Origin of the sequence: Membranihabitans marinus (assembly GCF_019802045.1) — a bacterium.
Classification (GTDB): domain Bacteria; phylum Bacteroidota; class Bacteroidia; order Chitinophagales; family Saprospiraceae; genus Membranihabitans; species Membranihabitans marinus_A.
Genome location: NZ_JAHVHU010000004.1, coordinates 192,250 through 216,431 on the forward strand (window position 1 = coordinate 192,250; position 24,182 = coordinate 216,431).

Here is a 24,182-nt window from a genome sequence, read left to right on the forward strand (position 1 = left end):
ATCCATCAAAGAAACCCAAATCGTAATCTGTATGCTGGGAAAAATGAAAGTTGAAAAGAAATTTCTATCAAAAGACAAATGGCATTCCGTGACCCGGGTGTTCCGGTATATCCGACCTTATCTCGGGTATTTTATATTTGGGATGATCATGTTGGCTTTGTCCAGCGTAATCTTAATGGTATTTCTTTTTGTCGCCGGAGAAATGGCCAATGCGGCAAATGGTGAATCGCGTTTCGGACTTCCGGTTCGGGATTATGGTTGGGTGTTTTTGATTCTTTTAGTTGCACAGGCTGCTTTTTCATATTTACGTACCGTGTCCATGGCGATCGTAAGTGAAAATGGGATGGCCGACCTGAGAAAAGATCTGTTTAATAAAATAGCGACCCTTCCCTATCCTTATTTTGAAAGTAAAAGAATCGGTGAACTGACATCCCGGATCACTAATGATATCGAAAAACTTCAAAACACTTTCTCCGTAACGCTTGCAGAATTTCTACGACAAATAATTACGTTGGTGATCGGAATTGCTGTACTTGCTTGGTTAGCTCCGCGGTTGTCCTTGATCATGCTGGCCAGTATTCCGGTGGTGGTCCTCGTGGCCATGGTTTTTGGTCGATATATCCGTAAAATATCAAAAGAGCGTCAAGATCAAATGGCGGATTCGAATACCATAGCGGAAGAAGTTTTACAAAACTTCCAGATAGTAAAGTCATTTACCAACGAATATGTGGAATCACTCCGGTACTCCCGCTCGATCAAAGAGGTCGTTGAAATTTCTATCCGTTATGCAAAATGGCGCGGGTTCTTCTTTATGTTTGTGATTACACTCTTATTTGGAGGCATTTTCTTTGTTCTGTGGCAAGGTGCGCTGATGGTCGAAAGTGGCGACATGAAACTTGGAGACTTGTTTTCTTTTATCATGTACACAGGTATGATTGGTGGGGCGATCGCTGGACTGGGCAGTCTCACGACCCAGCTGATCGGTGCTATTGGTGCGACGGACCGGGTGTTTGAAATACTGGACCAGGAGCATGAGATTGAATTGAGTAAACCATTAAAAACCTATCCCCGGTTCAATGGAACTGTTTCTTTTGCTGATGTCAGTTTTGCCTATCCTTCCAGACCTGAGATTACCGTATTAAAGGATATTGATATCCATATCGAATCGGGACAAACCATCGCATTGGTGGGCGCTTCCGGTGCAGGAAAGAGTACGTTAACCTCCTTGTTGCTCAGGCTTTATGATTATGATCGGGGCATCATTTCAATCGATGGTGAAGATGTCCGGCAAATCGACCTGACGACATTACGGAGAAACATGGCGCTTGTTCCTCAAGATATAAGTCTATTTGCAGGGAGTATTCGTGAAAATATACTGTATGGACGACCGGATGCATCAGAAGAAGAAGTCGTTGATGCAGCCCGGAACGCTAACGCCCTGGATTTCATAAACGAATTTCCGGATGGATTGGACACCATTGTCGGCGAACGAGGTGCAAAAGTGTCCGGCGGCCAACGGCAACGCATAGCTATTGCCCGGGCGTTGTTGCGTGATCCGGCGATCCTCATCCTGGATGAAGCAACCTCGAGTCTGGATGCTGAATCCGAACAATTAGTACAACTAGCCCTGGACACCCTGATGAAAGGACGGACCTCCATTATTATTGCACACCGGCTTTCGACGGTTAGAAATGTAGATCAGATCTATGTATTAGCTCAAGGGGAAATTGTCGAATCAGGGACCCACGATGAATTAATGTCAAATCAACATGGTGCATACAACCAACTGGCGCGACTCCAACTCGAAACCGATTAATTCATGAAAACCGAATCCAGGGTTTCATTAAAGCCCTTTAATACGTTTGGGCTCCAGGCAATGGCCCGAAAATTGGTGGTCCTCGAAGATCCTATGGATGCTCCAGCTGCTTTAGAACAATACCCGGATGGTATGATAATTGGTGGGGGAAGCAATATTCTTCTTTCTCAGGATAATTACGATGTTGTCTTATTAAATCGGATCAAAGGGATCCAGGTGATCGAAGAAAATACGGATCATGTTTTGGTAGCTGCCGGATCCGGTGTGATTTGGCACGAGTTGGTATTGTGGGCCATAGCTCAGGGCTATGGAGGGCTCGAGAATCTATCATTAATTCCGGGTACTGTAGGCGCTGCTCCTATCCAAAACATAGGTGCTTATGGTGTCGAGCTTAAAGATGTACTTGAAGGTCTGAATTACTACATGTATGAACAGGCCCGTTCATCGTATGTGGCTGTAGAGCACTGCCAGTTTGGATACCGGGATAGCATTTTCAAAAATGAGTGGAAGAATAAAGGATTTATTTCAGAGGTGTTTTTCCGGTTAACCCGAGGTCAGCATTATATAAACTCTGATTACAAAGCTCTTAAAAATTATCTTGAAGATAAAGATATCGCTCACCCATCCATTCGCCAGATCAGTAATGCTGTTATTGCCATTCGACAGTCAAAGCTCCCCGATTGGAACAAAATCGGCAATGCAGGATCATTTTTTAAAAATCCGGTTATTAAGGATTCATTTTTTGAATCTCTTAAAATGGACTACCCAGGAATTCCTTCTTATCCCGTCAATGATCGGCTTAAAAAGATCCCTGCTGCGTGGTTAATCCAGGAGGCTGGTTTTAAGGGAATTCGATTTGGATCCGTCGGTACATATCCATTGCAGCCGCTCGTACTCGTAAATTATGGTGGGGCTTCGGCCAGTGACTTACTCCACCTTAAGGATACTATTCAATCTGCTGTGCTTGACATTTTTGGTATAGAACTAACTCCTGAAGTGACCATTCTATAAATCCCACTATACTGGTGTTATCAGAAGCTCAATCGTCAGATTGCGGTACGGAAACGTGGACCGTTGTTATAGCATAGCGCTAAAGCAGTACCTGTACTGAAAGCAACCCCATTTTTTATAGCTCCAAGAACATCGTCCGTTTGCCCTGGTTTGGTTAGTTGCTGATAAAATTTTTTATTACCTTTCGCTTTATAAAAAAGAGCATAATATGAATTTTCGAATTGGATCAAAATCAATTTTGATTATCCCACTTGTGATTATCGTGGGATTGTTTCATAGCTGCCGGTCGGCGGATGAGAACACCGCATTGATCAAAAACCTAGAAGGCGCTATGGATTCCATTAAGACAGCATTCGTGCCTGATCGGCGGGTTCAGATTTTTGATTTCAATATTCCAGCCGATGGAACTCGCATTACCGGTCGTTCCTCCAATCAGGAAGCGTATGAACGGGTTCATCTATTGTCAAAAAAATATCCAGAACTTGACCTTGATTCCTTTGAATTTGTTCAGCCGATCGATCAAGCACTCATCAATGTATCCGTAGGGAATATGCGTTCCAATCCCAAACATTCTGCGGAATTGGCTACTCAAATCCTGATGGGACAAGAAGTTACCGTATGGGATAAAAAAGGATCCTGGTATTATATTCAGTCACCAGATAATTATCTGGCATGGATCGATGCTGGAGCTTTGGTATTTCCTGGTAAAAGTGAACTCGAAACCTATCATCAGGCTGAGAAAACAATGTACCGGAATGATTTTGGGTTTTGTTATGAAGAAGCCAACACCGAAAGCCCTGTGGTTTCAGACCTGGTTGCCGGAAATGTTCTTCGTGTTACGGGGCGTCAAACTCCCTTTGTGAAAGTCAAACTTCCGGATGGCCGGGAAGGCTACGTGCCCGATGATGAACTTCGTTTATTGAAGGATATCGCTCAGGCTTCTCTTCCTGATTGGCCTCAGATTAAGAAGACGGCTTATCAGTTTATGGGCCGACCATATCTGTGGGGGGGAACCTCCGGCAGAGGAGTCGATTGCAGTGGGTTTACCAAAATGGTGTATTATCTGAATGGAATGCAACTTCCAAGGGATGCTTCTCAGCAAGTGCACAGTGGAATTGATGTCCCTTTGGATGATGATCTTAGCCAACTACAGCCCGGTGATTTCTTGTTTTTTGGTGAACGTAGAGAAAATGGAAAGGGTGATCGGATTACTCACGTCGGAATTTATCTCGGTGATGGCAAAATGATTCATTCATCCGAACGTGTTCAGGTCCAAAGTTTACGTCCTGGTGATCCGGATTATGTGGCGCACCGTCGTAATACACTGTTGTCCGCCAGACGATTGATCCTAGATGATTCCCTGGCCCAAGGTGTAGAACTCCTAAAAAACAAGCCGGAATATGGGTTTTAAAATCAAGAGTATGCAGTTAAATAACCCGGCACGACAAGGTATTCCCATTTATCTAAGTCTGATGATAATGTGGATGAGTGCCTCTGTTTATAGTCAGTCTGGTATGATGAGCCCGGGAGAAATTGATGAATTTTCAAAAATATTACGTTCTCAAGGGCAAGTTTCACCATTGGATTTAAGTGACTTGAGCCAGTCCACATTTAAAATCTATTGGTTGTCTCCCGACCGAAGAGCTTCTCTTAACTTTGAACAACGGATCGCTGCCTATGCCGGAGGTCAAAATACCACGATGGAATACCGCTGGACCTGGCCGGATGAACTAATCACCACGCGTGGTGAAATTCCCATTGTCGTTTTTACCTCAGAACACCCCTGGCCGGATACACTTCCATGGTCATCCAAAGGATTTCGCATAAGGCTTGGAGCCCCACTCGACACTCATTTTGCCGGACTTCAACTTCCTGATCCTCGAAGGTCGTGGATGGATCTGGCAGCACAATATATATTCGGAGGAATCACTTTGGGATCCAATGGCAAAATAGTAACGGGAAAACGGGTGTCCTACCTGCCTGCCTCCTATTTTGGATTGGATGAAGAATATTTGTATCAGCGCCTGGACTCTATTTTGCAACTGGGACTGGATTCTGCAGCATTTCCCGGGGCGGAGCTTGCAATAGCCTACAAGGGATCCGTTATTTATCAAAAATCTGTTGGATATCACACCTACAAAGACATTTATAGCGTACGCCCACATGACCTTTATGACCTGGCCAGCCTAACTAAGGTGGTTAGTGGAGTAAATTCATTGATGACACTGTATGATGAGGGAAAATTTGATTTGAATAAGAACCTTGAAGATTACTTTCCATACTTTAATGGTTCCGATAAGGGAGCGTTAAGTATGAAAAGAATTTTGACCCACAGCGCCGGGTTTGTTCCCGGAATGGGCTATTATAACATGGCTAAAAAGAAGAATGGACGATATTTCAGAAACACCCTTTCGCTAACCCCCCATGGTCAGTATGATTATGCCATCACAGATTCCATCTACACATCTCAAAAATTCAACAAATTCATCTATAAATCCATTAAGGAATCTCCGCTCAAACCTGGGAATGAATACAAATATTCCGGGCTGTTTTTTCTGCTTATCCCTGATCTTGTCGTAAATCAATCCGGGTTGACTTTAGATACTTATATGCAGAAAACTTTTTTTGATCCAATCGGAGCTTTTGATACAGAGTTCAATCCAACACGCACCCATCCTATTCATCAAATTGTTCCAACAGAAGTGGATGATTACTGGCGACATCAGCTGGTTCATGGAAAAGTTCACGATGAAGGCGCGGCCGTATTAGGTGGTGTGTCTGCCAATGCAGGGTTATTCAGTACCGGAACAGATTTGATAAAAATCGGTGAAGCCTGGAGACGAAACGGTACTTATGGTGGTAAAAGGTATTGGTCAGCTAAAACTGTGGATATTTTCACCCGTTGTTACTATTGTGACGAAGGAAATCGCAGAGCCCTTGGATTTGACCGTCCTCCTTTACCTGACCAACCTGCCAACAGTTATATGTCACCGTTGGCTTCACAAGAAAGCTATGGCCACAGTGGATTTACCGGAACGATGATTTGGGTGGATCCGGCGAAAGAGTACACCTTTGTTTTTTTAAGTAACCGGGTCAACCCTACCCGGGATAACAGTAAATTGTATCGATTTAATATCCGGCCAGCCCTGCATAGTGTCCTTTATGAGGCATTGGAGAAGGATTTCGATTCCAAAATGGTGAGAAAACCATAATATTCGAAGAGAGAAAATATGTATTACCGCGCCGCCTGCTGATCGCTTCGGTTTTCGTAGAACTTGGACCGATTCAAGCGCTATTGTTTTTTCCTTCTATTAGCGAATAAATTTTCGTTAGCGTAGTAAGATTTTGCGGTATTTTATCTGGATCAAATGTAGAGCACCGCTTTAGACAACCTAAATTATGAAAAATATCACCCGATTGTTTGATGTATTGCCGTACCAGATGGAAAACTATCCCCTGGAACGTGCATTGGCCGGCAAAAAAATAGTGAAAGATCAAAAAAAATGGGTCTCTTATAGTACAGAAGACGTGATGACACAAGTAGATCAAGTGTCGTTGGCATTGCATCGGCTCGGGATCAGAAAAGGGGATAAAATAGCTATGGTATCAGAAAACCGTCCGGAATGGAATATCCTCGATTTGGGTATTCTACAGATCGGTGCGGTGAACGTACCGGTATATCCCACTATCACCCGGGAATCTTATCAATATATTTTCAACGAGGCCGGGATTAAATACACCTTCGTATCCAATGATGAGATGTATAAAAAGGTGAATACCATCCAGGAAAATGTTCCTTCTTTGATCGGCATCTACAGTTTTGACGAGCTGGAAACCTGTGAGAATTGGAAAATTTTGATGGAGGAGGTTTCCGCTCCGGATAAACAAATAATTAATGCGTATAAATCACAAGTCAAACCCGCTGACCTGGCAACTTTGATTTATACCTCAGGAACGACCGGAAACCCAAAAGGTGTTATGCTCTCGCATCACAATCTGATTAGTAATTTTAAAGCGGCCTTGGAAGTACTCCCGCTGAAAAGTCATCAGAATGTGTTGAGCTTTTTGCCATTGTGTCATAGCTTTGAACGGATTGTATCCTATGCTTATATGGCCTCCGGACTTTCCATTTACTATGCTGAAAACATGGATACGATCGGAGATAATCTCAAAGAGGTCAAGCCGCAAATGTTCACCACGGTGCCGCGACTACTGGAAAAGGTTTATGAACGGATTATGGAAAAAGGGCATGCTCTGACAGGGATTAAGCGGTCACTGTTTTTCTGGGCCCTCGGTCTGGGAGAACAATATCAACTAAATCAAGATCAAGGTTGGTGGTATAACACCAGATTGAAAATTGCCAGGAAATTGATTTTCTCAAAATGGAAAGATGCTTTAGGAGGTCGTGTGGAATTTATTGCTACAGCAGCTGCGGCCATGAATCCCCAGCTAGCGACGATTTTCACAGCGGCGAATATTCCAATTCTAGAGGGCTATGGATTGACAGAAACTTCACCGGTACTTACGGTCAATAGGATGGACGAAAAGGAGCGAAAGATTGGTACAGTCGGAATTCCCATTCCAGGTTTGGAAATTAAGATAGCCAGCGATGGCGAGATCATGGCCCGAGGGCCCAATATCATGCTAGGGTATTACAAACAGCCCCGAATCACTGAAGAAGTAATTGAACCGGACGGCTGGTTCCACACTGGAGATATTGGAGAATTCGATGGTCCATTCCTAAAGATCACCGATCGTAAAAAAGCTCTATTTAAGACATCCGGCGGAAAATACGTAGCACCCCAACAAGTTGAGATGGCTATGATGACCAGCCGATATATCGAACAAATCATGGTCCTGGGTAACAACCGTAAATTCGTCTCCGCACTCATCGTGCCTTCTTTCGTCAATCTTCGGGATTGGTGTGCAGTAAATGACATTCCGGAGCTCAGCAATGCAGCTTTGATCGAACATCCGAGAGTGCTTGATCTTCTGGAAAAAGAAATTACTAGAGGAAATAAGAGCCTCGACCATATTGAACAAATTAAAAAATTCACCCTGATGCCGGAAGAATGGACCATTGCAAAAGATGAATTGACGCCAACTATGAAGGTGAAAAGAAAATCAATCCGTGCGGATTACAAATCTGTTATTGAAAAAATGTATGGATGATTTTTGGTACTCACATCAAGTATTTCCGATCGAGTTTATCCACACTATCCACACCCATCAATGACAGCTGCAATTCAATCTCTGCCAGGAAGTTTATGAGTACAGCTTCTACGCCGGATTGGCCGTCGATGGCCAGTCCATATACAAAGGGACGACCGATCAGGACCGCATTGGCGCCCAGTGCCAGCGCTTTTATGACATCGGCTCCACTTCGGATGCCACTGTCAAACAATACAGTTTTATCGGAGCCTAATTCCTGAATAATTTCGTCAAGACAGGTCAGCGCACCTACACCACCATCGATTTGCCGGCCGCCATGATTGGAAACAATGATACCATTCACGCCATGATCAAAAGCTAATCGGGCATCTGCTGCGGTCTGAATCCCTTTCACTATTACAGGTAATGATGTCATAGCCCGCAATCGCTTCAGATCTTCCCACCGTAATTCGGGACGCATGTAAATGTCAATAAATGTCTTGACCGCCGTTAAAGCACGCCCCGAACGAAGGTTGTTCCAGAAGGATCCGGGATAATGATGACATAGTTTTAATAAGTTCCACACAGTCGTCAGATTCACAGGTGGTTTACTATTATTGTCATTATTCGTCTTTCCCTGATTTTTCCGGACGATTTCCTGAAAGATGGGATCTGAACTGTATTGGGCAATGCCCTTCCCATGCAAAAAAGGTAGATATCCGAGGTCAAGATCTCTCGGCCGCCAGCCTAATAAGGTTGTGTCCAGTGTGACTACAATTGCCTCACAATTACAACGTTCAGCCCGTTCAACGAGACTTTGCACTAGTTTATCAGACTTACTCCAATATAATTGGAACCAACGCGGCCCATTCGCCATGATACGGCTGCATTCTTCCATGGGAGAAGATGCTTGATTGGAAAAGATCATTGGAATGCGCAGTTTACTACAAGCTCTGGCGACGGCGAGGTCCCCATCTTTGAAGGCAAGATCGAGAACTCCGATTGGTGCAGCCAGTAATGGAGTATCATACCGCTTTCCAAATAATGAAATTTGCAAATCGACCGAAGGTGTCGATTGCATCATCGGGCATTTGAATTGATATTCATCAAACACGGTTTGATTAGCTTTGATGGTTTTTTCAGTACCTGCACCACCTGCAACGTAGGCAAAAGCTTTCTTTGACAGGAAAGCTTTTGCTTTTTCTTCCAATTTATTAAAGTCAACAGGTACTTTAGGTTTTTTGCCCGCCATGCCACTGGTATACCTTGCTTTTTGCGTAATTACTCCGTACTTCATTGAGATCTTTTGTATTGCTGGAGGTTAAGTTCTAATACCCTAGGTATTTGATCATCCGTACAAGATACTCAAGATAGTCAAAGATTGTCGATCAAAAAAACGGAGATATAGACTGAGCCGTACTACGAATCTTTGACACAGAAAATCGGAAAATAGATCACAATCTAACTGACTAGGATGGTTTCAAATGGTTTACCTGGAAGGGTAACATAAATTATCGTGCTTGCCATTTTAAATTCTTCCAGTTTTTTGAATGTATTAAACAAATGTCTTGATATTTCTATTTAAACCTATGCTTACACACATTAATGACTTATAACACCCGTATCTGTTGGAATCTAAAAATAAAGACTACACCAAAGGACCTATTTTAAGAGGGCTAATTCAGCTGGCTGTACCCATAATATTAGCAAATATACTTCAATCGGCGTACCAATTGATTGATACATTCTGGCTTGGACGATTGGGTGCTTATGCAGTCGCAGCCGTCAGTCTGAGTTTTCCGGTATTTTTTCTTATTCTTTCTCTGGGAGCAGGTATCACGATCGGTGCTACCGTCATCGTATCTCAACACAAGGGAGCTCAAAATCAGCGTCAGGTGGACTATAGTTCATCACAGTCCGTAATGATTATATTTTTTATTTCCACCATTTTATCTGCGATTGGGTATTTTGGCGCAGATCCGCTAATGCGCCTCGTTGGTGCAGGACCAGAAATCCTGGATGAATCCATAGCGTATTTCCAGGTTTCCTCCTTTGGATTTATATTCCTCTTTATGTTTTTTGTATTCCAATCATTAATGCGAGGTATTGGAAACGTGTGGCTTCCTATGTTCCTGGTTCTTGGAACCGTGTTCTTAAATCTCATTTTGGATCCCTTATTTATTTTTGGTTATGGACCTATCCCAGCTTATGGGGTGGCCGGTGCAGCCTGGTCCAGTGTAGCTACCCAGGGTATTTCTGCCGTCGTTGGATTGATACTATTGTTCCGCGGAAAGATAGGGATCCGGATTCGGATTAGCGATATGAAATGGGATTATCCATGGATCAGACGATTGTTTAGAATTGGCTTTCCGGCCAGCCTGGACCAATCAACTCGGGCTGCCGGCCTCACCGTTATGGTTATGCTGGTCACCAGCTTTGGAAGCGAAGTGGTAGCAGCTTATGGCGTAGGAGCTCGGATTTTGAGTTTTATTATAATTCCTGCTTTGGGTTTATCGATAGCCACAACCACCATGGTGGGTCAAAATGTTGGTGCTATGGAAATACAACGAGCTGAAAAAACAGGTAGCTTGAGTAGTAAAATTGCCTTTTTTGGTTTGACCACTGTAGGGATGATACTCTTTATTTTCGCTCATAACATTCTTGCGTTTTTTGTCCCCAACGATCCGGAAGTCATCCGGGATGGTGCATTGTTTATCCGGATCATGGCGCCGTCATTTGGTCTGCTCGGTGTCCAGCAATCCATGACAGGTGTGTTCAACGGAGCTGGTTTTACTATGGCATCGTTACTTATTTCTGTGTTGAACCTGTGGATACTACGATTTCCATTGGCTTATATTCTGTCAAACAATACCTCCTTAGGACCAGAAGGCATTTATTGGGCGTTTCCGATATCCAATCTTTTAGCAGCACTTACTGCATTTTGGTATTACAGAACTGGAGAATGGAAAGTACGGGCACGAAAAAATGCCAAGACATCTAAAGAACCAACTTTGTAGTCCGACCAACTCTGAAAATCAGCTGAATTTTGTATTTTACTGCAGTAATAAATCCGGTAATTTGGTACATATTGATACGAAAGAGAATATAATTTATCTCACTGTCCAACAAAAATTAACCAATAATGACTTTGATCAGATCGAACAGGTTGTTGATTCTACCATTGAATCTTTTGGTAAGATACGTTTGTATTATGAGATGAAGAATTATAAAGGATGGACATTTCAGGCATTTTGGAGAGATCTATACATGGATTTAAAGTACCGAAATAAAGTAGAAAAGATTGCCATGATTGGGGAGAAAATATGGGAAAAATGGTTGAGTGATGCCATCAAACCGTTTTCTGGAGCTACGGTTCGTTTTTTCGCTCACCCACAAAAAGACCAGGCAAAATCCTGGTTAGAGCGTTGAATCCCATTTAATCAACCCCGGGTTATAAACGAGAAATCATCAGACGAAATAATAAAAACGGGCAATTCCTCAATGCACCGGGTTATTGGATACTGGCTATTACATGGATTCCAAAGCTTGTTTTATATCGGCAATCAAATCAGCTGGATCTTCAAAACCGAATGAGAACCGTATCATTGAAGGTGTAATTCCCCGACGATGTCGTTCTTCTTCTGTGAGTCCTGAATGCGTCGTAGTTACAGGCTGTGTACACAAGCTTTCTGCGCCACCCAGGCTGGGTCCAATACGTATCAATTTCAGTTGATCGGCTACTCTAGTAGTCGTTTCATAATCCGCATCAATTTCTATAGTTAACATTCCGCCAAACCCGTTCATTTGCTTCCGGGCAATCTCATGACCTTCCAGACTGGTCAATCCGGGATAAAGTACTCTTTTGATTCCTGCGAGACCGTCCAGCGCTTCAGCTACTTCATGTGCGGTAGCATTTTGTCTTTCGATTCGGATTACCAGAGAACGGATACTGCGGCAAAGTAATGAAGCCACCTCCGGTGCGGGGACCTGTCCCAGGTTTTTCCTCCAGGGTATGATTTCATTGATAAGTTCTTGACGTCCCATTACCGCGCCAGCAGTGATATCGCTGTGTCCACCCAAATACTTTGTAGCACTATGAACCACAATGTCAGCTCCAAGTGCAATTGGATTCTGATTAATAGGTGTCGCAAACGTGTTGTCGATGCATACCAGGCTACCATATTCGTGAGCCAATGACGATATCTTTTCAATATCAAAAATCTCTAGTGTCGGATTAGTCGGTGTTTCAAAATAAACCAATCCAATATCCTCCTTCAACACCCCTTCCAGTTTATCCAACTCAGATCCCAATAAGAAATGAATCGGCACACCCAAACTCCGAAGTTGACTATCCAGTAACTCAAACGTACCGCCATAGACATCACCAATACAAACCACTCCCTTTCGTCCAAGAGCCAAAAAGGTAGCTGCTTCAGCAGCCATGCCAGAACCAAAACTCAAAGCTGCCTCTGCATTTTCCAGTGCAGCCAACTTGGCTTCAAGCGTTTTTATATTGGGATGCATGCCATACCGGGTGTACAAGCTTCCTGGTCTGTTTCCTTGAACCACATCAACCAGGGACTGTGTATCGGGAAACACAAAGGTAGATGTATTGTACAAAGGTGTATGTGGGGCTCCGAATTGGTCGTTGATTTCTCCGGTATGTACGCACCGGGTTGATAATCCTTGGTTTTTATCTAAATTCATTTTTAATTTTATTCTTTTAAAAAGGGATATTTAATGGGATCTTGATAGGTATCAATAGATTAGTTGCTTTTAAATTTATCCCACCAATTCGATGGTAGAAATCTTTATGTTTATCAATATTGTTCCGAATTATAAACCTCGGCTTTTTTTTATTTCCTGACAATAGTTTTAGGATTGTTCGGATTTCTTTCATCATAATATTCTTAAAAAGCTTTTTACTCCATTTGATGATCTTCACGCAGTTCTCCCCACGAGCCAGTATCAATTATTTACACAATGCTATCAGAATTAAAACATAAAAATCCTTGACATTGAATAACAGTATGCTATCGTCGGTGATCGCTTTTATCACTAAAGTAAACGTTGTTATTGATATTCATTATTTATCCATCTCTATGCTCCTTCCCACTATAGGTGAAGTTAATAAAAATGAATGAGATTATTCAGCTGTTAATTCGGGTGGATCCTGATAAGCCTGATATTTGGCTGCTATAATTTCTTTATCCGGCATCGCACTTTCACTAATCCAAAATCGGTAATTAACACCAAAGGATTCCTTGTCATCAAGCTCATACTTTATATAAGGACCAAAACGACCATAATCGCGGTAGGCGGACCAGATGGCTGGTTGAGGATTCTCGGAGTCACTCACTTCCACGATACTATACGTTTTACTATTCAATCCATAAGACATGCCTACCCAAGGCAAGTTATAATCTTTTGTGGGGTCAATCCCCGCTTTATGGAAAAAATAAGTCGGTTTTTCACTTCCAGAAGCATCTACAGCGATATCATTGTGTGCCCGGAACTGAACGCCTCCATGTTCGGCGTCTCCATCCAGAGTTACAGGACCATTTATTGCTTTAAGGGTGGATGAAAAATCCAATAACAACATCCCAGGACTGTGCTGATGGTAAATGGTGGCACAACGATGTTCTTCCAATACCGTCACTCCGGTGGAATCATCCCAATGGATCAATGCCTCTACTTTAGCAAGTACCGGACCAGCTGTTTTGGAGATAAATTTAATATGTTTTTGCGTCGTCATATCTTCCATACCCCAGAAAGATAATTCTTGATCTCTGAATCCGACATCCCGCCAGCCAATCATAATACCACGGTGATGAGGCCATACCCCATCTTCATATCCGTTGGTGATTAAATTCTCACCCGTCCGATCAAAAATATGATAGAATACTTTATTTTTTGCCGTGAGCAATTCGTCTTTTATAAGTTGACTATCCAATTCATATTCGTATCGAAATACCTTTTTATCGTCAAATAACAAATCCATGTGTTTTCCAGGAACATCCAGCCAGCTAAATCCGGGTGTGTCGCCATCCGTTTTTTGCTCAAAGTTGGCTTTCCATTTTTTGGGTTGCTTTTGATCCGTCTCTGGTAAGACCCACCAAAGTGTTTCATTTCCCTCATCATCCGCGATCAGTTGCCCGGGAATGTTTTGAAAAGCACCATTTTCTGACTCGAGGGTTACATAAATCTGATCAGTCGGAATCCCTTTGGGACGGTCGATCGTGACATGGACTGGAACATCACTGGTCACATAATCAGAACTACTGATTGTTAATGAAATAGTGCTGGTGTCGGAAGTACAGCTTGAAGTCACCAGTATCATAATAAAAAAAAGAATGAACTGAATATATTTCATAAATAGATGGTTTATCTACAGGGAGCGATTTGAAGATGTAGTATTTTTGTCGTGGAGCAAGGTAAGAAGAAATCTGTATTTAAAAAATATCAATCATGACATACTCCTTTACGATTACCGTATCACCGGATGACATCGATGACTTAAATCATGTCAACAACCTGGTCTATCTTCAATGGGTCCTTGAAGCTGCCCATCTCCATTGGAATTCTGGTGCCAGTCCGGTGCTTCAGGAGAAATATGTATGGGTCGTCCTTTCTCATTACATCAAATACCATCGACCAGCGTATGAATCCGATGAATTGGTTATCGAGACATGGGTTCAAAACTCCACCGCAACCTACTGTGAGCGCGTTACCCTGATTAAAATGAAACAAACCGGTGAGACACTGGTAACTGCAAACACCAAATGGTGCCCTATCTTGGTAAAGACAATGAAACCTACGCGGATTATTCCGGAAATTGTCAATCCTTTTACTAGCGAATAGTGTTTTAATTCAAAATTTCTTGAAGCATTTGCCATACGGTATGATGATACGAATAGTACAAGTCAAGAGCCCTTATGGTACAAGTTACGTAAAAAGGTGCTGCTATGAATAAATGCTTGGCGTATAGTCCGCAATTAGCGGACTTAATGTCCGGAGGGCATTTAATTACGGAACCGAAACATTCTCCTTTTAGACAGTGTGCCTAGAATAACTGAATTACTAGATCATTAAGTTTGAATTATTTTTATTATGTTCACACATTCTTTAAAACATTCTTAAATACAATCATTAATAATGGCATCCAGACGAGACTTTATCAAGCAAGCAGCTTTACTTTCCGGTACGACCGCCATGGCCGGCTTATTGCCATCATCAATCCAACGTGCATTAGCGATTAACCCTGCCAAAGGAAGTACCTTCGAAGATGCCGAACATATCGTCATACTGATGCAGGAAAATCGGTCTTTTGATCATGCGTTTGGAAAATTGCGCGGTGTGAGGGGGTTTAACGATCCCCGGGCGATCACACAACCCAATAATAACAAAGTCTGGCTCCAGTCCGATAAAAATGGGAATACCTATTCGCCTTTTCGCTTGGATATCAAAAACACCAAAGCAACCTGGATGTCCTCCCTTCCCCATTCCTGGGAAAACATGGTGGATGCACGGAATAACGGGAAATATGATCTGTGGCTTGAGGCAAAACGCTCCGGAAATCCGGATTTTAAACACATGCCGTTAACTATGGGGTTTCATGATAGAAACGATATTCCTTTTTATTATGCGCTTGCAGATGCTTTCACGGTTTGTGATTACAACTTTTGCTCCAGCTTGACAGGAACTACAGCAAATCGCCATTATCTTTGGTCCGGAACCTTGAGAGATCCCTCCTACCGGAAGTCAAAAGCCAATGTACACAATCACGATGTAACCTATTATAATTGGGCCCGCTGGAAAACCTTCCCCGAACGATTGGAAGAAAATGGAATATCCTGGCGGGTATATCAAAATGAGCTGAGTATGCCTTGTGGTTTTGAAGGCGAAGAAGAGTCCTGGTTGGCTAATTACACCAATAACAATTTGGAATGGTTTGAACAATACGGAGTGCGGTACGCCGAAGGGTTTCAGAATTACCTGTCCAGAGTTATCGAGGAGGTTCCCGCTCGAATAGAACAAATGGAAAAAGAGCTATCCAGACTCACCAGCGGATCAGAGGAATATAAAAATTTAGCAAAAACACTGGAAGAAACCAAAAATCATCTTCAACAAGCAAAATCAAATAAACAGAACTGGAACCGGGAGATTTTTGAAGAACTAAGTGAATATGAAAAAAACATTCACAACAATGCCTATCAGACCAATATAGGCGATCCTGATTACCATTCCATCGAAACCTTGAAATACAATGATGATGGAACGGATCGGGAAATGAAAGTTCCAAAAAGCGATATTTTGTATCAATTCCGTAAAGATGTCGATGAAGGGAATTTACCTGCTGTTTCCTGGGTGTGTGCTCCTAAAAATTTCTCAGATCATCCGAGCGCGCCTTGGTATGGGGCTTGGTACATCTCTGAAATGGTTGATATCCTAACCAAGAATCCAGAGGTATGGAAGAAAACTATTTTTATTATTAATTATGATGAAAATGATGGTTACTTTGACCACGTTCCGCCTTTTGTTCCACCGGAAACGGGGAACCCGGAAACCGGAAAAATAAGTCATAATTCGGACACATGGTTGGAATTTGCCCGAAAAGAGGATGAGTTGGAGCGTCGGAAAAATAATCCCTCTAGTGCCAGATGGGGACCTGTGGGTTTAGGTTTTCGTGTCCCTATGTTGGTGGTTTCACCCTGGAGCCGAGGTGGATATGTTAACTCAGACGTATTGGATCACACATCCACCTTACAATTAATCGAAAGGGTTATGGCCAAGAAGTCGAAAGGAAATTTGCGTGAAGAAAATATTAGCCCCTGGCGACGAATGATATGCGGAGATATGTCTTCTGCATTCAGACCGTACAATGGAGAAAAGATCTTTTATCCGGATTCGGTCGAACGAGATAAATTCGTGGCGACCATTCATCAGGCTCAGTACAAAGATCTTCCCGAAGGGTACAAAAATTTAACGGAATCAGAACAAAAACAAATTAATGAAAATCCCCGGGAATCTGCTTATATGCCCACACAAGAACCAGGCATAAAAGATAGCAATGCGCTTTGCTATCATATGAATGTCGATGGTCAGCTTAATAAAAGTAAAAGAGCTTTTGAGCTGAAATTCGAAGCCAGAAATTTTGTTTTTGGAGACCGGACTCGGGGAGTTCCCTACATCGTCTATGCACCTGGTTCCTATAAAAAAGCAAACTCCGATGATTTTGAAAAGGTTCGTGCCTGGAATTATGCCGTCGCTGCAGGCGATCGTTTGGAAGATAGCTATCCATTGACTAATTTTCAAGAATCTGGGTACCACCTCCGGGTATATGGCCCCAATGGGTTTTACCGGGAATATATGGGGAGTGAAAATGACCCGGAGTTAGAGTTGTACTGTGATTATGAACAGGATGCCAGAAACCCATTGAAGTTAACTGGTAATCTGGAAATCATATTCAATAATAAAACAGGTAAAAATATTTCGGCGAACATCGTGGATCAGGCGTATGGGCAATCCCCGTTGGAATTAACGCTAGAGCCAGGAAAGCAGAGCACGGTTATCGATCTCAGTAAAAGTCACCGGTGGTATGACTTGAAGGTGGAGGTAGACGGATACCGTTTGTTCGGCAGACACATGGCTGGTCGTGTGGAGAATGATCAGGATGGGAAGACGGATCCCCAAATGGCATAACTCGGGTTGGATGGCTGCAACTTTATGATCAATGGGGTATCCTCTGATTTATTAATTTCCATCATCGGAAATTTCACTTAATTCATTTTGGGCTCCGCTGACGTGGAATTAACTCCGATAGGCAGGACAATTCCTACTGGCACCCATGCATTGAGCCGTCTGCTTGAACACACCGCAGCAATTCCTACTGTCCCACGAGCTGCTGTCAGTCACGAATAAAATCGGCATGCCACAGTCGAGAAGAAACCTGCTGCCAGAGCCCTCCGTAGAAATATTTTTATTCATTTATGAATGACAGGCACTCTTTACAACTTTTCCATGACCCGTTCTGTGATCCGGTCACAACGGCCAAATCCGAATTCAAAGATGCTTTTATCCACAGACAATTCATATAAAATTTCTTTGAGCATCGCCCGAGATCGATGCAGGCGGACTTTCACATTGGACTCGGTCAGGTCAAGTGCCAATGCCACCTCTTTGACAGACAAACCTTCGACCTCCTTCATGATGTAGACGGTTCTGTATTTCAGATCCAATTGATCAATCGCATCTTCAAGAAGCTGCTTAGTTTCTTTTTTGATCATATTCTTTTGTGGATTTGGTTGTTTATTATCGGGAAGTTCCAGGGTTAGATTTATAAAATACTCGCCATTCTCTGAATCCGCTGTATACGATCTTTTCTTTTCACGGAGTCGGGCCAATGCTTCATTGATCCCAATTCGAATCAGCCACGTTGAAAAGGTGGCATTGAGTTTAAATTGATACAGTTTTTCATACGCATTTAAATATGCATTTTGCATGGCATCTTCGATCTCCTCCTCATTGTTTAAGTATCCCCTTATGACCCGGTACAATTTCTGGTTATTTCTGCGGACCAAAATTTCATAAAGCTCCTTTTCGCCGCTTAAAATTCTTTTGATCAATTCAGATTCTTTGAGTGCATTGTCGGAACCTACCTTACGTTTTAAAAGTTTCATGTGCTGTCTTTTAGGTATTGGATACAGCTTCGGCCAAAAAGTTACAAATTCCTGTAACCAATTTCAAGTATTCTGATCAAAGTCATGTAATAAATTTTATAACGAACTTAAATCAGAATCATGAAAGAGAATGTTCAATTCGTAAGAACCATTTTGAAGTATACGTTCGGTATTGTTCCAATCGTAGCAGGCTTAGACAAATTTACAAATCTGCTGACCGATTGGAGTGATTACCTGGCTACGTGGATGTCCGGGTTACTTCCCATGTCACCGGATGCGTTTATGATGGTGGTAGGTGTCATAGAAATTATAGCCGGAGTCCTCGTATTTACTAAAACAAAGATGGGCGCCTATATCGTCATGGCATGGTTGATTGGGATCACATTAACCCTCATTATCGGCGGTCAATTCCTGGATGTCGCCATTCGGGACCTTGTTATGGCTGTTGCGGCCTATTGTCTGGCAGTTCTTCATAAGGATTCCAATGAGTAATTTTCCTATAACGATTTTTTCGCATTTCCTCCCCCAGATTTTGTATATATACATAGCAAGATTTGAGCGAGCTATGTCTTAATCGAAGAGGAATATCTATAGCCAATATATTTCCCGTCCATTTATATTAAAATTTTCCGCAGGTCTGGATGTCATTCAAATTGAAGCCAACTGGCAGACTTTCATTAAATTCGGTTTTTGATGGAAGATGAGAAGACTATTTACACCATCAGGCTTAATGGGACAACCGGGCGGTGTGTGGTCAGCCAATAATGAGCCCTTTAAGTTTTTGGTGCCCGAGCCTGAAGTCATAACCGTAAATTTTAATTGGCGCATTGGCGATCCACGGCCTATATTGGTTTCCTACCAAATAAGATCAGCAGCTAACGAGAGTTTAATCAAAGGCCATCGTTTTCTTGATACCTTGATATTCATCCAATATTGAATTCTGAAACTCTAAGGATCACGGGTCGGGGATATCCGGAGTACGGAAAAAATGGCGCGGAGCGCCAAATTTTTTTCGGATTCCGTGATATCCCTGGTTCGGTGCTGTCTGACCGTAGGGAGGACAGTGCAGAACCAGGGGCTTGTCTCCGACCCGTTCAGCTGCCCTCCGACCGCAGGGAGGATGGCAGCTGAACCCGATGTTATGAACAGTCAGGCAATCCAGGTGTGTTATGTGTGGACAATTTAGGAGGGATCGAACCTCTATCATAGTAGACCATATACTGTTGGAGGCAACTGCAAAGATGAAAGTAAGGTCAAAAACAAATGCCCATATAGATGGTACCACCTTGCTTAAGAGCTCGTTCGGCTTTTATCGAAAATCACGCGGGCAATTACAATAGAATCACATTTACCATCCCATTTTATCCAGTTTGTCTTTCCGCTTTTTACAGTCAGAATGAAATGACGAAGATACGGACAAACTGGGCTCCTCAATGAGCGAGCAACGTAATGAAATTTTCCTGGAATCAAATGGTTGGTGGAGATTCCCAAAACATTCGATTGGCCAATCCATTCTGGACTGGTTTTAAATTACTTCAGCCTTTTATTTACAGCTGTTCCAAAATCAAAAAAATTGGTGAGCGATTAAATAGAATGCTATTGTTTAGCAGCTATCATCTGATCGACTTCATCAATAAATGCTTTCGCAGACGGCTTGTAACCAGTTCGTCCGACCGGGTCGATATTCATTTGTCCGGTTTCTTCATTGGGCTTTAAGTAAAACACCCAAACCGTGGGATAACCAGTTACTTTGAAAGCTTTCTGAAGACTATAATTTTGTTGTTGGATCTCTTTCGGTAATTTCGTTCTTCGGGGGAAATCCAGTTCAAGGAGAACAACATTTTCATCAGCCCACTTTTTAAATTCATCTTTTGAAAAAACAGAAGCAGTTAACCGTTTACACCATCCACACCAATCACTTCCAGTAAAATTGGCCATAATTGGTTTGCCAGTTTTTTGAGAAACGGCCTGAGCTTCTTCTACGCTAACCATCCAGCCTTCATTGTGGGCAGTGTAATCTTCCTGACTAATCCCGGTCCCCAGAAACATCAGAACTAGTCCTGTGATTAATCCCGGTAAACTGAGTTGGCTCAATATTTTCATATTTCTATTTTTTATTTTTCACGTCAATTAAACTGCAAAATACCGCACAATGTTCAATATATCAAAGACAGAAAAGAAAATATTTGTTAATTGAATTCATCCTGGGTGGTCGAACAGTTGCAGATTTACCTACGCGTAATAAGAGATTTGCCTTTCATATCAATTTATTTTTTAATTTGGCACGCGAATTGAACCCTTCTCTACAAAAATAAGCAACCGTGATACTTAAAATAACCTGTACCGACACCAAAGGCCTGATTTATAAAGTGACGAAATGTCTGTATGAAGCTGGATTGAATATTGTCAAAAATGATGAATACGTAGACACCGATGTTAACCGTTTTTTTATGCGGACGGAATACGAAGGGAATGAAGGTGGTGATGCCATTCTGGAGCGGCTGAAATCACTCTTACCTAAAGATGCTAAAATAAAATTAACCCCGGACCGGAGAAGACGCATCATTTTGATGGCAAGTAAAGAACACCACTGTCTGAGTGATATTGTCAATCGTTGTGAAAATGATGACCTCCAGGCGGATATCCAATGTGTCATCTCGAACCATGAAGTTCTCAGAAAGTCTGCCGCAAGGTATGACATTCCATTTTACTTTATCGATCACCGGAAGTACTCCCGTCAGGATCATGAGAAGAAAATTCTGGAGGTAATTGATCAATACGATATCGATTATATAATTCTTGCGAAGTATATGCGGATTTTGAGTAGTGACTTTGTGCAGAAATACAGAAACAGAATGATAAACATCCATCATTCTTTTTTACCAGCTTTTAAAGGTGCCCGCCCTTACAATCAGGCGTATATGCGAGGCGTCAAGGTGATAGGAGCCTCAGCTCATTTTGTAAGCGAGGATTTGGATGAAGGCCCTATCATCGAGCAAGATACCATCCGGGTCCATCATGGTTATAGCCCCCGAGAGATGGCCAAAGCTGGAAAAGATGTTGAGAAAATAGTCCTCGCACGTGCTCTGGATTTGGTTTTTCAAGAGAAAGTTTTCATCCAGGGTAATAAGACGATAGTATTTTAACTTATAACCTAAAAGGAATCAAACCGGCTCATCATTTTGGGATGCGTCAAACTTTTTCAATGGTCCTTTTGCCATTTCAGCGAGTGTTTCGCCACCTCGTATACCAAAATCGAGTGTACGGATCGGGAATGGAATCATTATATCCGCTTCGTCATAGGCTTTCTTAATGGCGATAACAGCTTCTGAGCGCGCTTCCAGGAAATCGGTATGCTTCTGGTATTCGATCCATACCCGAGCTTCCAGATTGATCGAACTACCTCCAAATTCTTTAAAAAATACTTCAATGTCTTTCTCTTTCATCCGGTGCGGAATATGTTCCAGTGCTTTTTTTGTCACCGATCGAACCTTTTCCAAATCATCTCCATAAGAAACCCCACAATCCAGATCGACACGGTATCTAGCCGGTTGAGAAAAATTAAACAATGGATTCTGAAAAATATCCTTATTGGGTATCACCACCAACTGACCTTGGAGCGATAATAGTTCAGTAGTTCGAAATTGAATTTCTTTAATTCTTCCTTTAATATCGTTGGTTTCTATTAAATCACCAACTTTAAAGGGAGCTCTCACAGCCATCATAATTCCAGCCATGAAATTGGCTGCAAAATCTTGAAAGGCAAAGGCGAGTGCCAAGCCTATAATTCCAGCGCCAGCCAGTAAAGAAGTCACGGCTTTATCCAGTTTAAGAACACTCAGAGCTACGAACATTCCTATAATTATCACTAAAACATAGGTAATCGTAGTTAGCAATTTTATCAAAGATTCCCGTTGAAGAAGTTTCCCGACCAGCTTGCCAACGATTTTTTTAATTAATCTGGCTAGAAAATAGAAGCCGATAACAATAATAACGGCCAATACAAAATTAGGTAGCATTTCAACAACTAACCGATACCATTCCAATAATTTATCCCAAATAAGTTGTAGTGGACTTTGTGCTTCTTCCATCGATATTATTTGTTTGCTCAAGTAGATATATTTAACCTAATAAAAAAACTCTATCCCAACAGAGTCAGGATAGAGTTTTAATTTTTATTTAATATAAAGATGCGGGGGATTATCCGAAATCATCAAAAGCTATATTTTCTTCGGGAACACCGAGTTCATCAAACATATTAAGACAAGCATCGAGCATTGGGCCTGGTCCACACAAATAATACTCCACCTCTTCAGGTTCTGGATGGTCTTTTAAGTAGTTATCATACAATGCCTGATGGATAAACCCAGTAAATCCATCGCCTTCCGGATCATCGAGTGATTTTTTGACCTTCCAGTTATCCTCTTCAAGAGCAGCAGATAAAGCAATGTTGTACTGGAAGTTATCGTATTCTTCTTCCAATTTACGGAAATGATCGGTATAGAACAACTCTCGCTTACTACGGCCACCGTACCAGTACGTGATCTTTCGGTCTCTTTCATTCTCCGTTTCAAATAAATGGAACAAATGAGAACGGAGCGGCGCCATCCCGGCACCACCGCCGATGTAAATCATTTCTTTCTTACTATCTTTTATAAAGAATTCACCATAAGGTCCCGAAATGGTAACCTTGTCACCTGGTTTCTGATCAAATACATAAGAGGAGCATACACCGGGATTCACATCTTTCCAGGAATTGGTATTGCGATCAAAAGGAGGTGTGGCAATCCGGATATTCAACATAACAATATTTCCTTCTGCAGGGTGGTTCGCCATGGAATAAGCTCGAAACTGCGGTTCATCGTTGACCATTTTCAGATCCCACAATTTCCAATTATCCCACTCACTTTTATATTTATCTGCGCCTGCCGGGTCATCTGGTAAAGGACTAATGTCAAAATTTTCGAATTTAACGACTGTTTCCGGGACATCGATCTGGATATAACCACCTGGTTTAAAATCCAACGTCTCCCCCTCCGGTAGTTTTACGATAAATTCTTTAATAAATGAAGCCACATTATAATTTGACACCACTTCACACTCCCACTTCTTAATTCCAAATATTTCTTCAGGAATTTTAATAGTCATATTATCCCGAACTTTCACCTGACAGGCCAGTCGCACATTGTTTGCAGCTTCTTTTCGGCTGATGTGATTCAATTCAGTGGGAAGAATATCCCCACCTCCGGAAAAAACCTGACAGGTACACATAGCACAGGTTCCACCACCACCGCAAGCGGATGGTAGAAATATATTTTGATCAGCAAGCGTGGTTAACAAAGAGGAACCAGGCTGCGCTTTGATCGGTTTTTCTTCATCGCCATTAACAATAATGTCGACTTCGCCTTGTGGAACAAGCTTTTTTCTTGCAAAGATCAGCATCATGGCCAACAGGAGTATCAAAACACTGAAGACCAGAATGGCGTATGCTATCGGTAATAAATCGAGTAATATGATCATGATGT

General features: G+C 42.2%; 18 protein-coding genes. 11 read left to right on the forward strand and 7 right to left on the reverse strand.

What is annotated here, in order from left to right:
• The first annotated feature begins 31 nt into the window (after positions 1-31).
• From KUV50_RS03725 to KUV50_RS03745, 5 genes are all read left to right on the forward strand, one after another.
• Entirely contained in the window at positions 32-1,816 is a 1,785-nt protein-coding gene (locus KUV50_RS03725) for an ABC transporter ATP-binding protein (protein ID WP_222578751.1), read from the forward strand.
• 3 nt (positions 1,817-1,819) lie between these two features.
• Positions 1,820-2,827, forward strand: coding sequence for a UDP-N-acetylmuramate dehydrogenase (murB, locus tag KUV50_RS03730; protein WP_222578752.1), 1,008 nt, complete (start codon positions 1,820-1,822; stop codon positions 2,825-2,827).
• A 208-nt stretch (positions 2,828-3,035) separates the two neighbouring features.
• Entirely contained in the window at positions 3,036-4,238 is a 1,203-nt protein-coding gene (locus tag KUV50_RS03735; RefSeq protein ID WP_222578753.1) for an NlpC/P60 family protein, read from the forward strand.
• A gap of 10 nt (positions 4,239-4,248) precedes the next feature.
• On the forward strand, positions 4,249-6,039 hold the full coding sequence (locus tag KUV50_RS03740; RefSeq protein WP_222578754.1) for a serine hydrolase domain-containing protein: 1,791 nt from the start codon (positions 4,249-4,251) through the stop codon (positions 6,037-6,039).
• 187 nt (positions 6,040-6,226) lie between these two features.
• A complete protein-coding gene (locus tag KUV50_RS03745; protein WP_222578755.1) occupies positions 6,227-7,999 on the forward strand; it encodes an AMP-dependent synthetase/ligase in 1,773 nt (590 codons plus the stop codon).
• Positions 8,000-8,009: 10 nt separating this feature from the next.
• Here KUV50_RS03745 and KUV50_RS03750 read toward each other — a convergent pair whose 3' ends face one another.
• Positions 8,010-9,275 (reverse strand): alpha-hydroxy-acid oxidizing protein, encoded by a 1,266-nt coding sequence (locus KUV50_RS03750; RefSeq protein ID WP_222578756.1) that lies wholly within the window; start codon positions 9,273-9,275, stop codon positions 8,010-8,012.
• A 328-nt stretch (positions 9,276-9,603) separates the two neighbouring features.
• Between KUV50_RS03750 and KUV50_RS03755 the strand changes: the two genes are divergently transcribed.
• Both KUV50_RS03755 and KUV50_RS03760 read left to right on the forward strand, forming a co-directional pair.
• The gene (locus KUV50_RS03755) at positions 9,604-10,995 is read left to right on the forward strand and encodes an MATE family efflux transporter (RefSeq protein ID WP_410000027.1); all 1,392 of its coding nucleotides are present in this window, start codon (positions 9,604-9,606) and stop codon (positions 10,993-10,995) included.
• Between the two features lie 61 nt (positions 10,996-11,056).
• Positions 11,057-11,407 carry an STAS/SEC14 domain-containing protein gene (locus tag KUV50_RS03760; RefSeq protein WP_222578758.1) on the forward strand — a complete coding sequence of 117 codons (351 nt, stop codon included), beginning with the start codon at positions 11,057-11,059 and terminating at the stop codon, positions 11,405-11,407.
• A gap of 99 nt (positions 11,408-11,506) precedes the next feature.
• On the opposite strand, the gene KUV50_RS03765 is transcribed toward KUV50_RS03760, so the two are convergent.
• Positions 11,507-12,685 (reverse strand): trans-sulfuration enzyme family protein, encoded by a 1,179-nt coding sequence (locus KUV50_RS03765; protein ID WP_222578759.1) that lies wholly within the window; start codon positions 12,683-12,685, stop codon positions 11,507-11,509.
• A gap of 439 nt (positions 12,686-13,124) precedes the next feature.
• A complete protein-coding gene (locus KUV50_RS03770; protein ID WP_222578760.1) occupies positions 13,125-14,351 on the reverse strand; it encodes a DUF6807 family protein in 1,227 nt (408 codons plus the stop codon).
• A gap of 95 nt (positions 14,352-14,446) precedes the next feature.
• Between KUV50_RS03770 and KUV50_RS03775 the strand changes: the two genes are divergently transcribed.
• Positions 14,447-14,839: an acyl-CoA thioesterase gene (locus KUV50_RS03775; protein WP_222578761.1), complete on the forward strand. Its 393-nt coding sequence runs from the start codon at positions 14,447-14,449 to the stop codon at positions 14,837-14,839.
• A gap of 294 nt (positions 14,840-15,133) precedes the next feature.
• Positions 15,134-17,680, forward strand: coding sequence for a phosphocholine-specific phospholipase C (locus tag KUV50_RS03780; protein ID WP_222578762.1), 2,547 nt, complete (start codon positions 15,134-15,136; stop codon positions 17,678-17,680).
• 305 nt (positions 17,681-17,985) lie between these two features.
• On the opposite strand, the gene KUV50_RS03785 is transcribed toward KUV50_RS03780, so the two are convergent.
• Positions 17,986-18,657 carry an RNA polymerase sigma factor gene (locus tag KUV50_RS03785; RefSeq protein WP_222578763.1) on the reverse strand — a complete coding sequence of 224 codons (672 nt, stop codon included), beginning with the start codon at positions 18,655-18,657 and terminating at the stop codon, positions 17,986-17,988.
• Positions 18,658-18,777: 120 nt separating this feature from the next.
• Between KUV50_RS03785 and KUV50_RS03790 the strand changes: the two genes are divergently transcribed.
• Positions 18,778-19,149 carry a DoxX family membrane protein gene (locus tag KUV50_RS03790; RefSeq protein ID WP_222578764.1) on the forward strand — a complete coding sequence of 124 codons (372 nt, stop codon included), beginning with the start codon at positions 18,778-18,780 and terminating at the stop codon, positions 19,147-19,149.
• A gap of 1,104 nt (positions 19,150-20,253) precedes the next feature.
• Here KUV50_RS03790 and KUV50_RS03795 read toward each other — a convergent pair.
• The gene (locus KUV50_RS03795) at positions 20,254-20,760 is read right to left on the reverse strand and encodes a thioredoxin family protein (RefSeq protein ID WP_222578765.1); all 507 of its coding nucleotides are present in this window, start codon (positions 20,758-20,760) and stop codon (positions 20,254-20,256) included.
• Between the two features lie 218 nt (positions 20,761-20,978).
• Between KUV50_RS03795 and purU the strand changes: the two genes are divergently transcribed.
• On the forward strand, positions 20,979-21,803 hold the full coding sequence (gene purU, locus KUV50_RS03800) for a formyltetrahydrofolate deformylase (RefSeq protein ID WP_222578766.1): 825 nt from the start codon (positions 20,979-20,981) through the stop codon (positions 21,801-21,803).
• Positions 21,804-21,821: 18 nt separating this feature from the next.
• Here the strand turns inward: purU and KUV50_RS03805 are convergent, their stop codons facing one another.
• Positions 21,822-22,769: a mechanosensitive ion channel family protein gene (locus KUV50_RS03805; RefSeq protein ID WP_222578767.1), complete on the reverse strand. Its 948-nt coding sequence runs from the start codon at positions 22,767-22,769 to the stop codon at positions 21,822-21,824.
• Positions 22,770-22,857: 88 nt separating this feature from the next.
• Positions 22,858-24,177: an NADH:ubiquinone reductase (Na(+)-transporting) subunit F gene (nqrF, locus tag KUV50_RS03810; protein WP_222578768.1), complete on the reverse strand. Its 1,320-nt coding sequence runs from the start codon at positions 24,175-24,177 to the stop codon at positions 22,858-22,860.
• Positions 24,178-24,182: the final 5 nt, after the last annotated feature.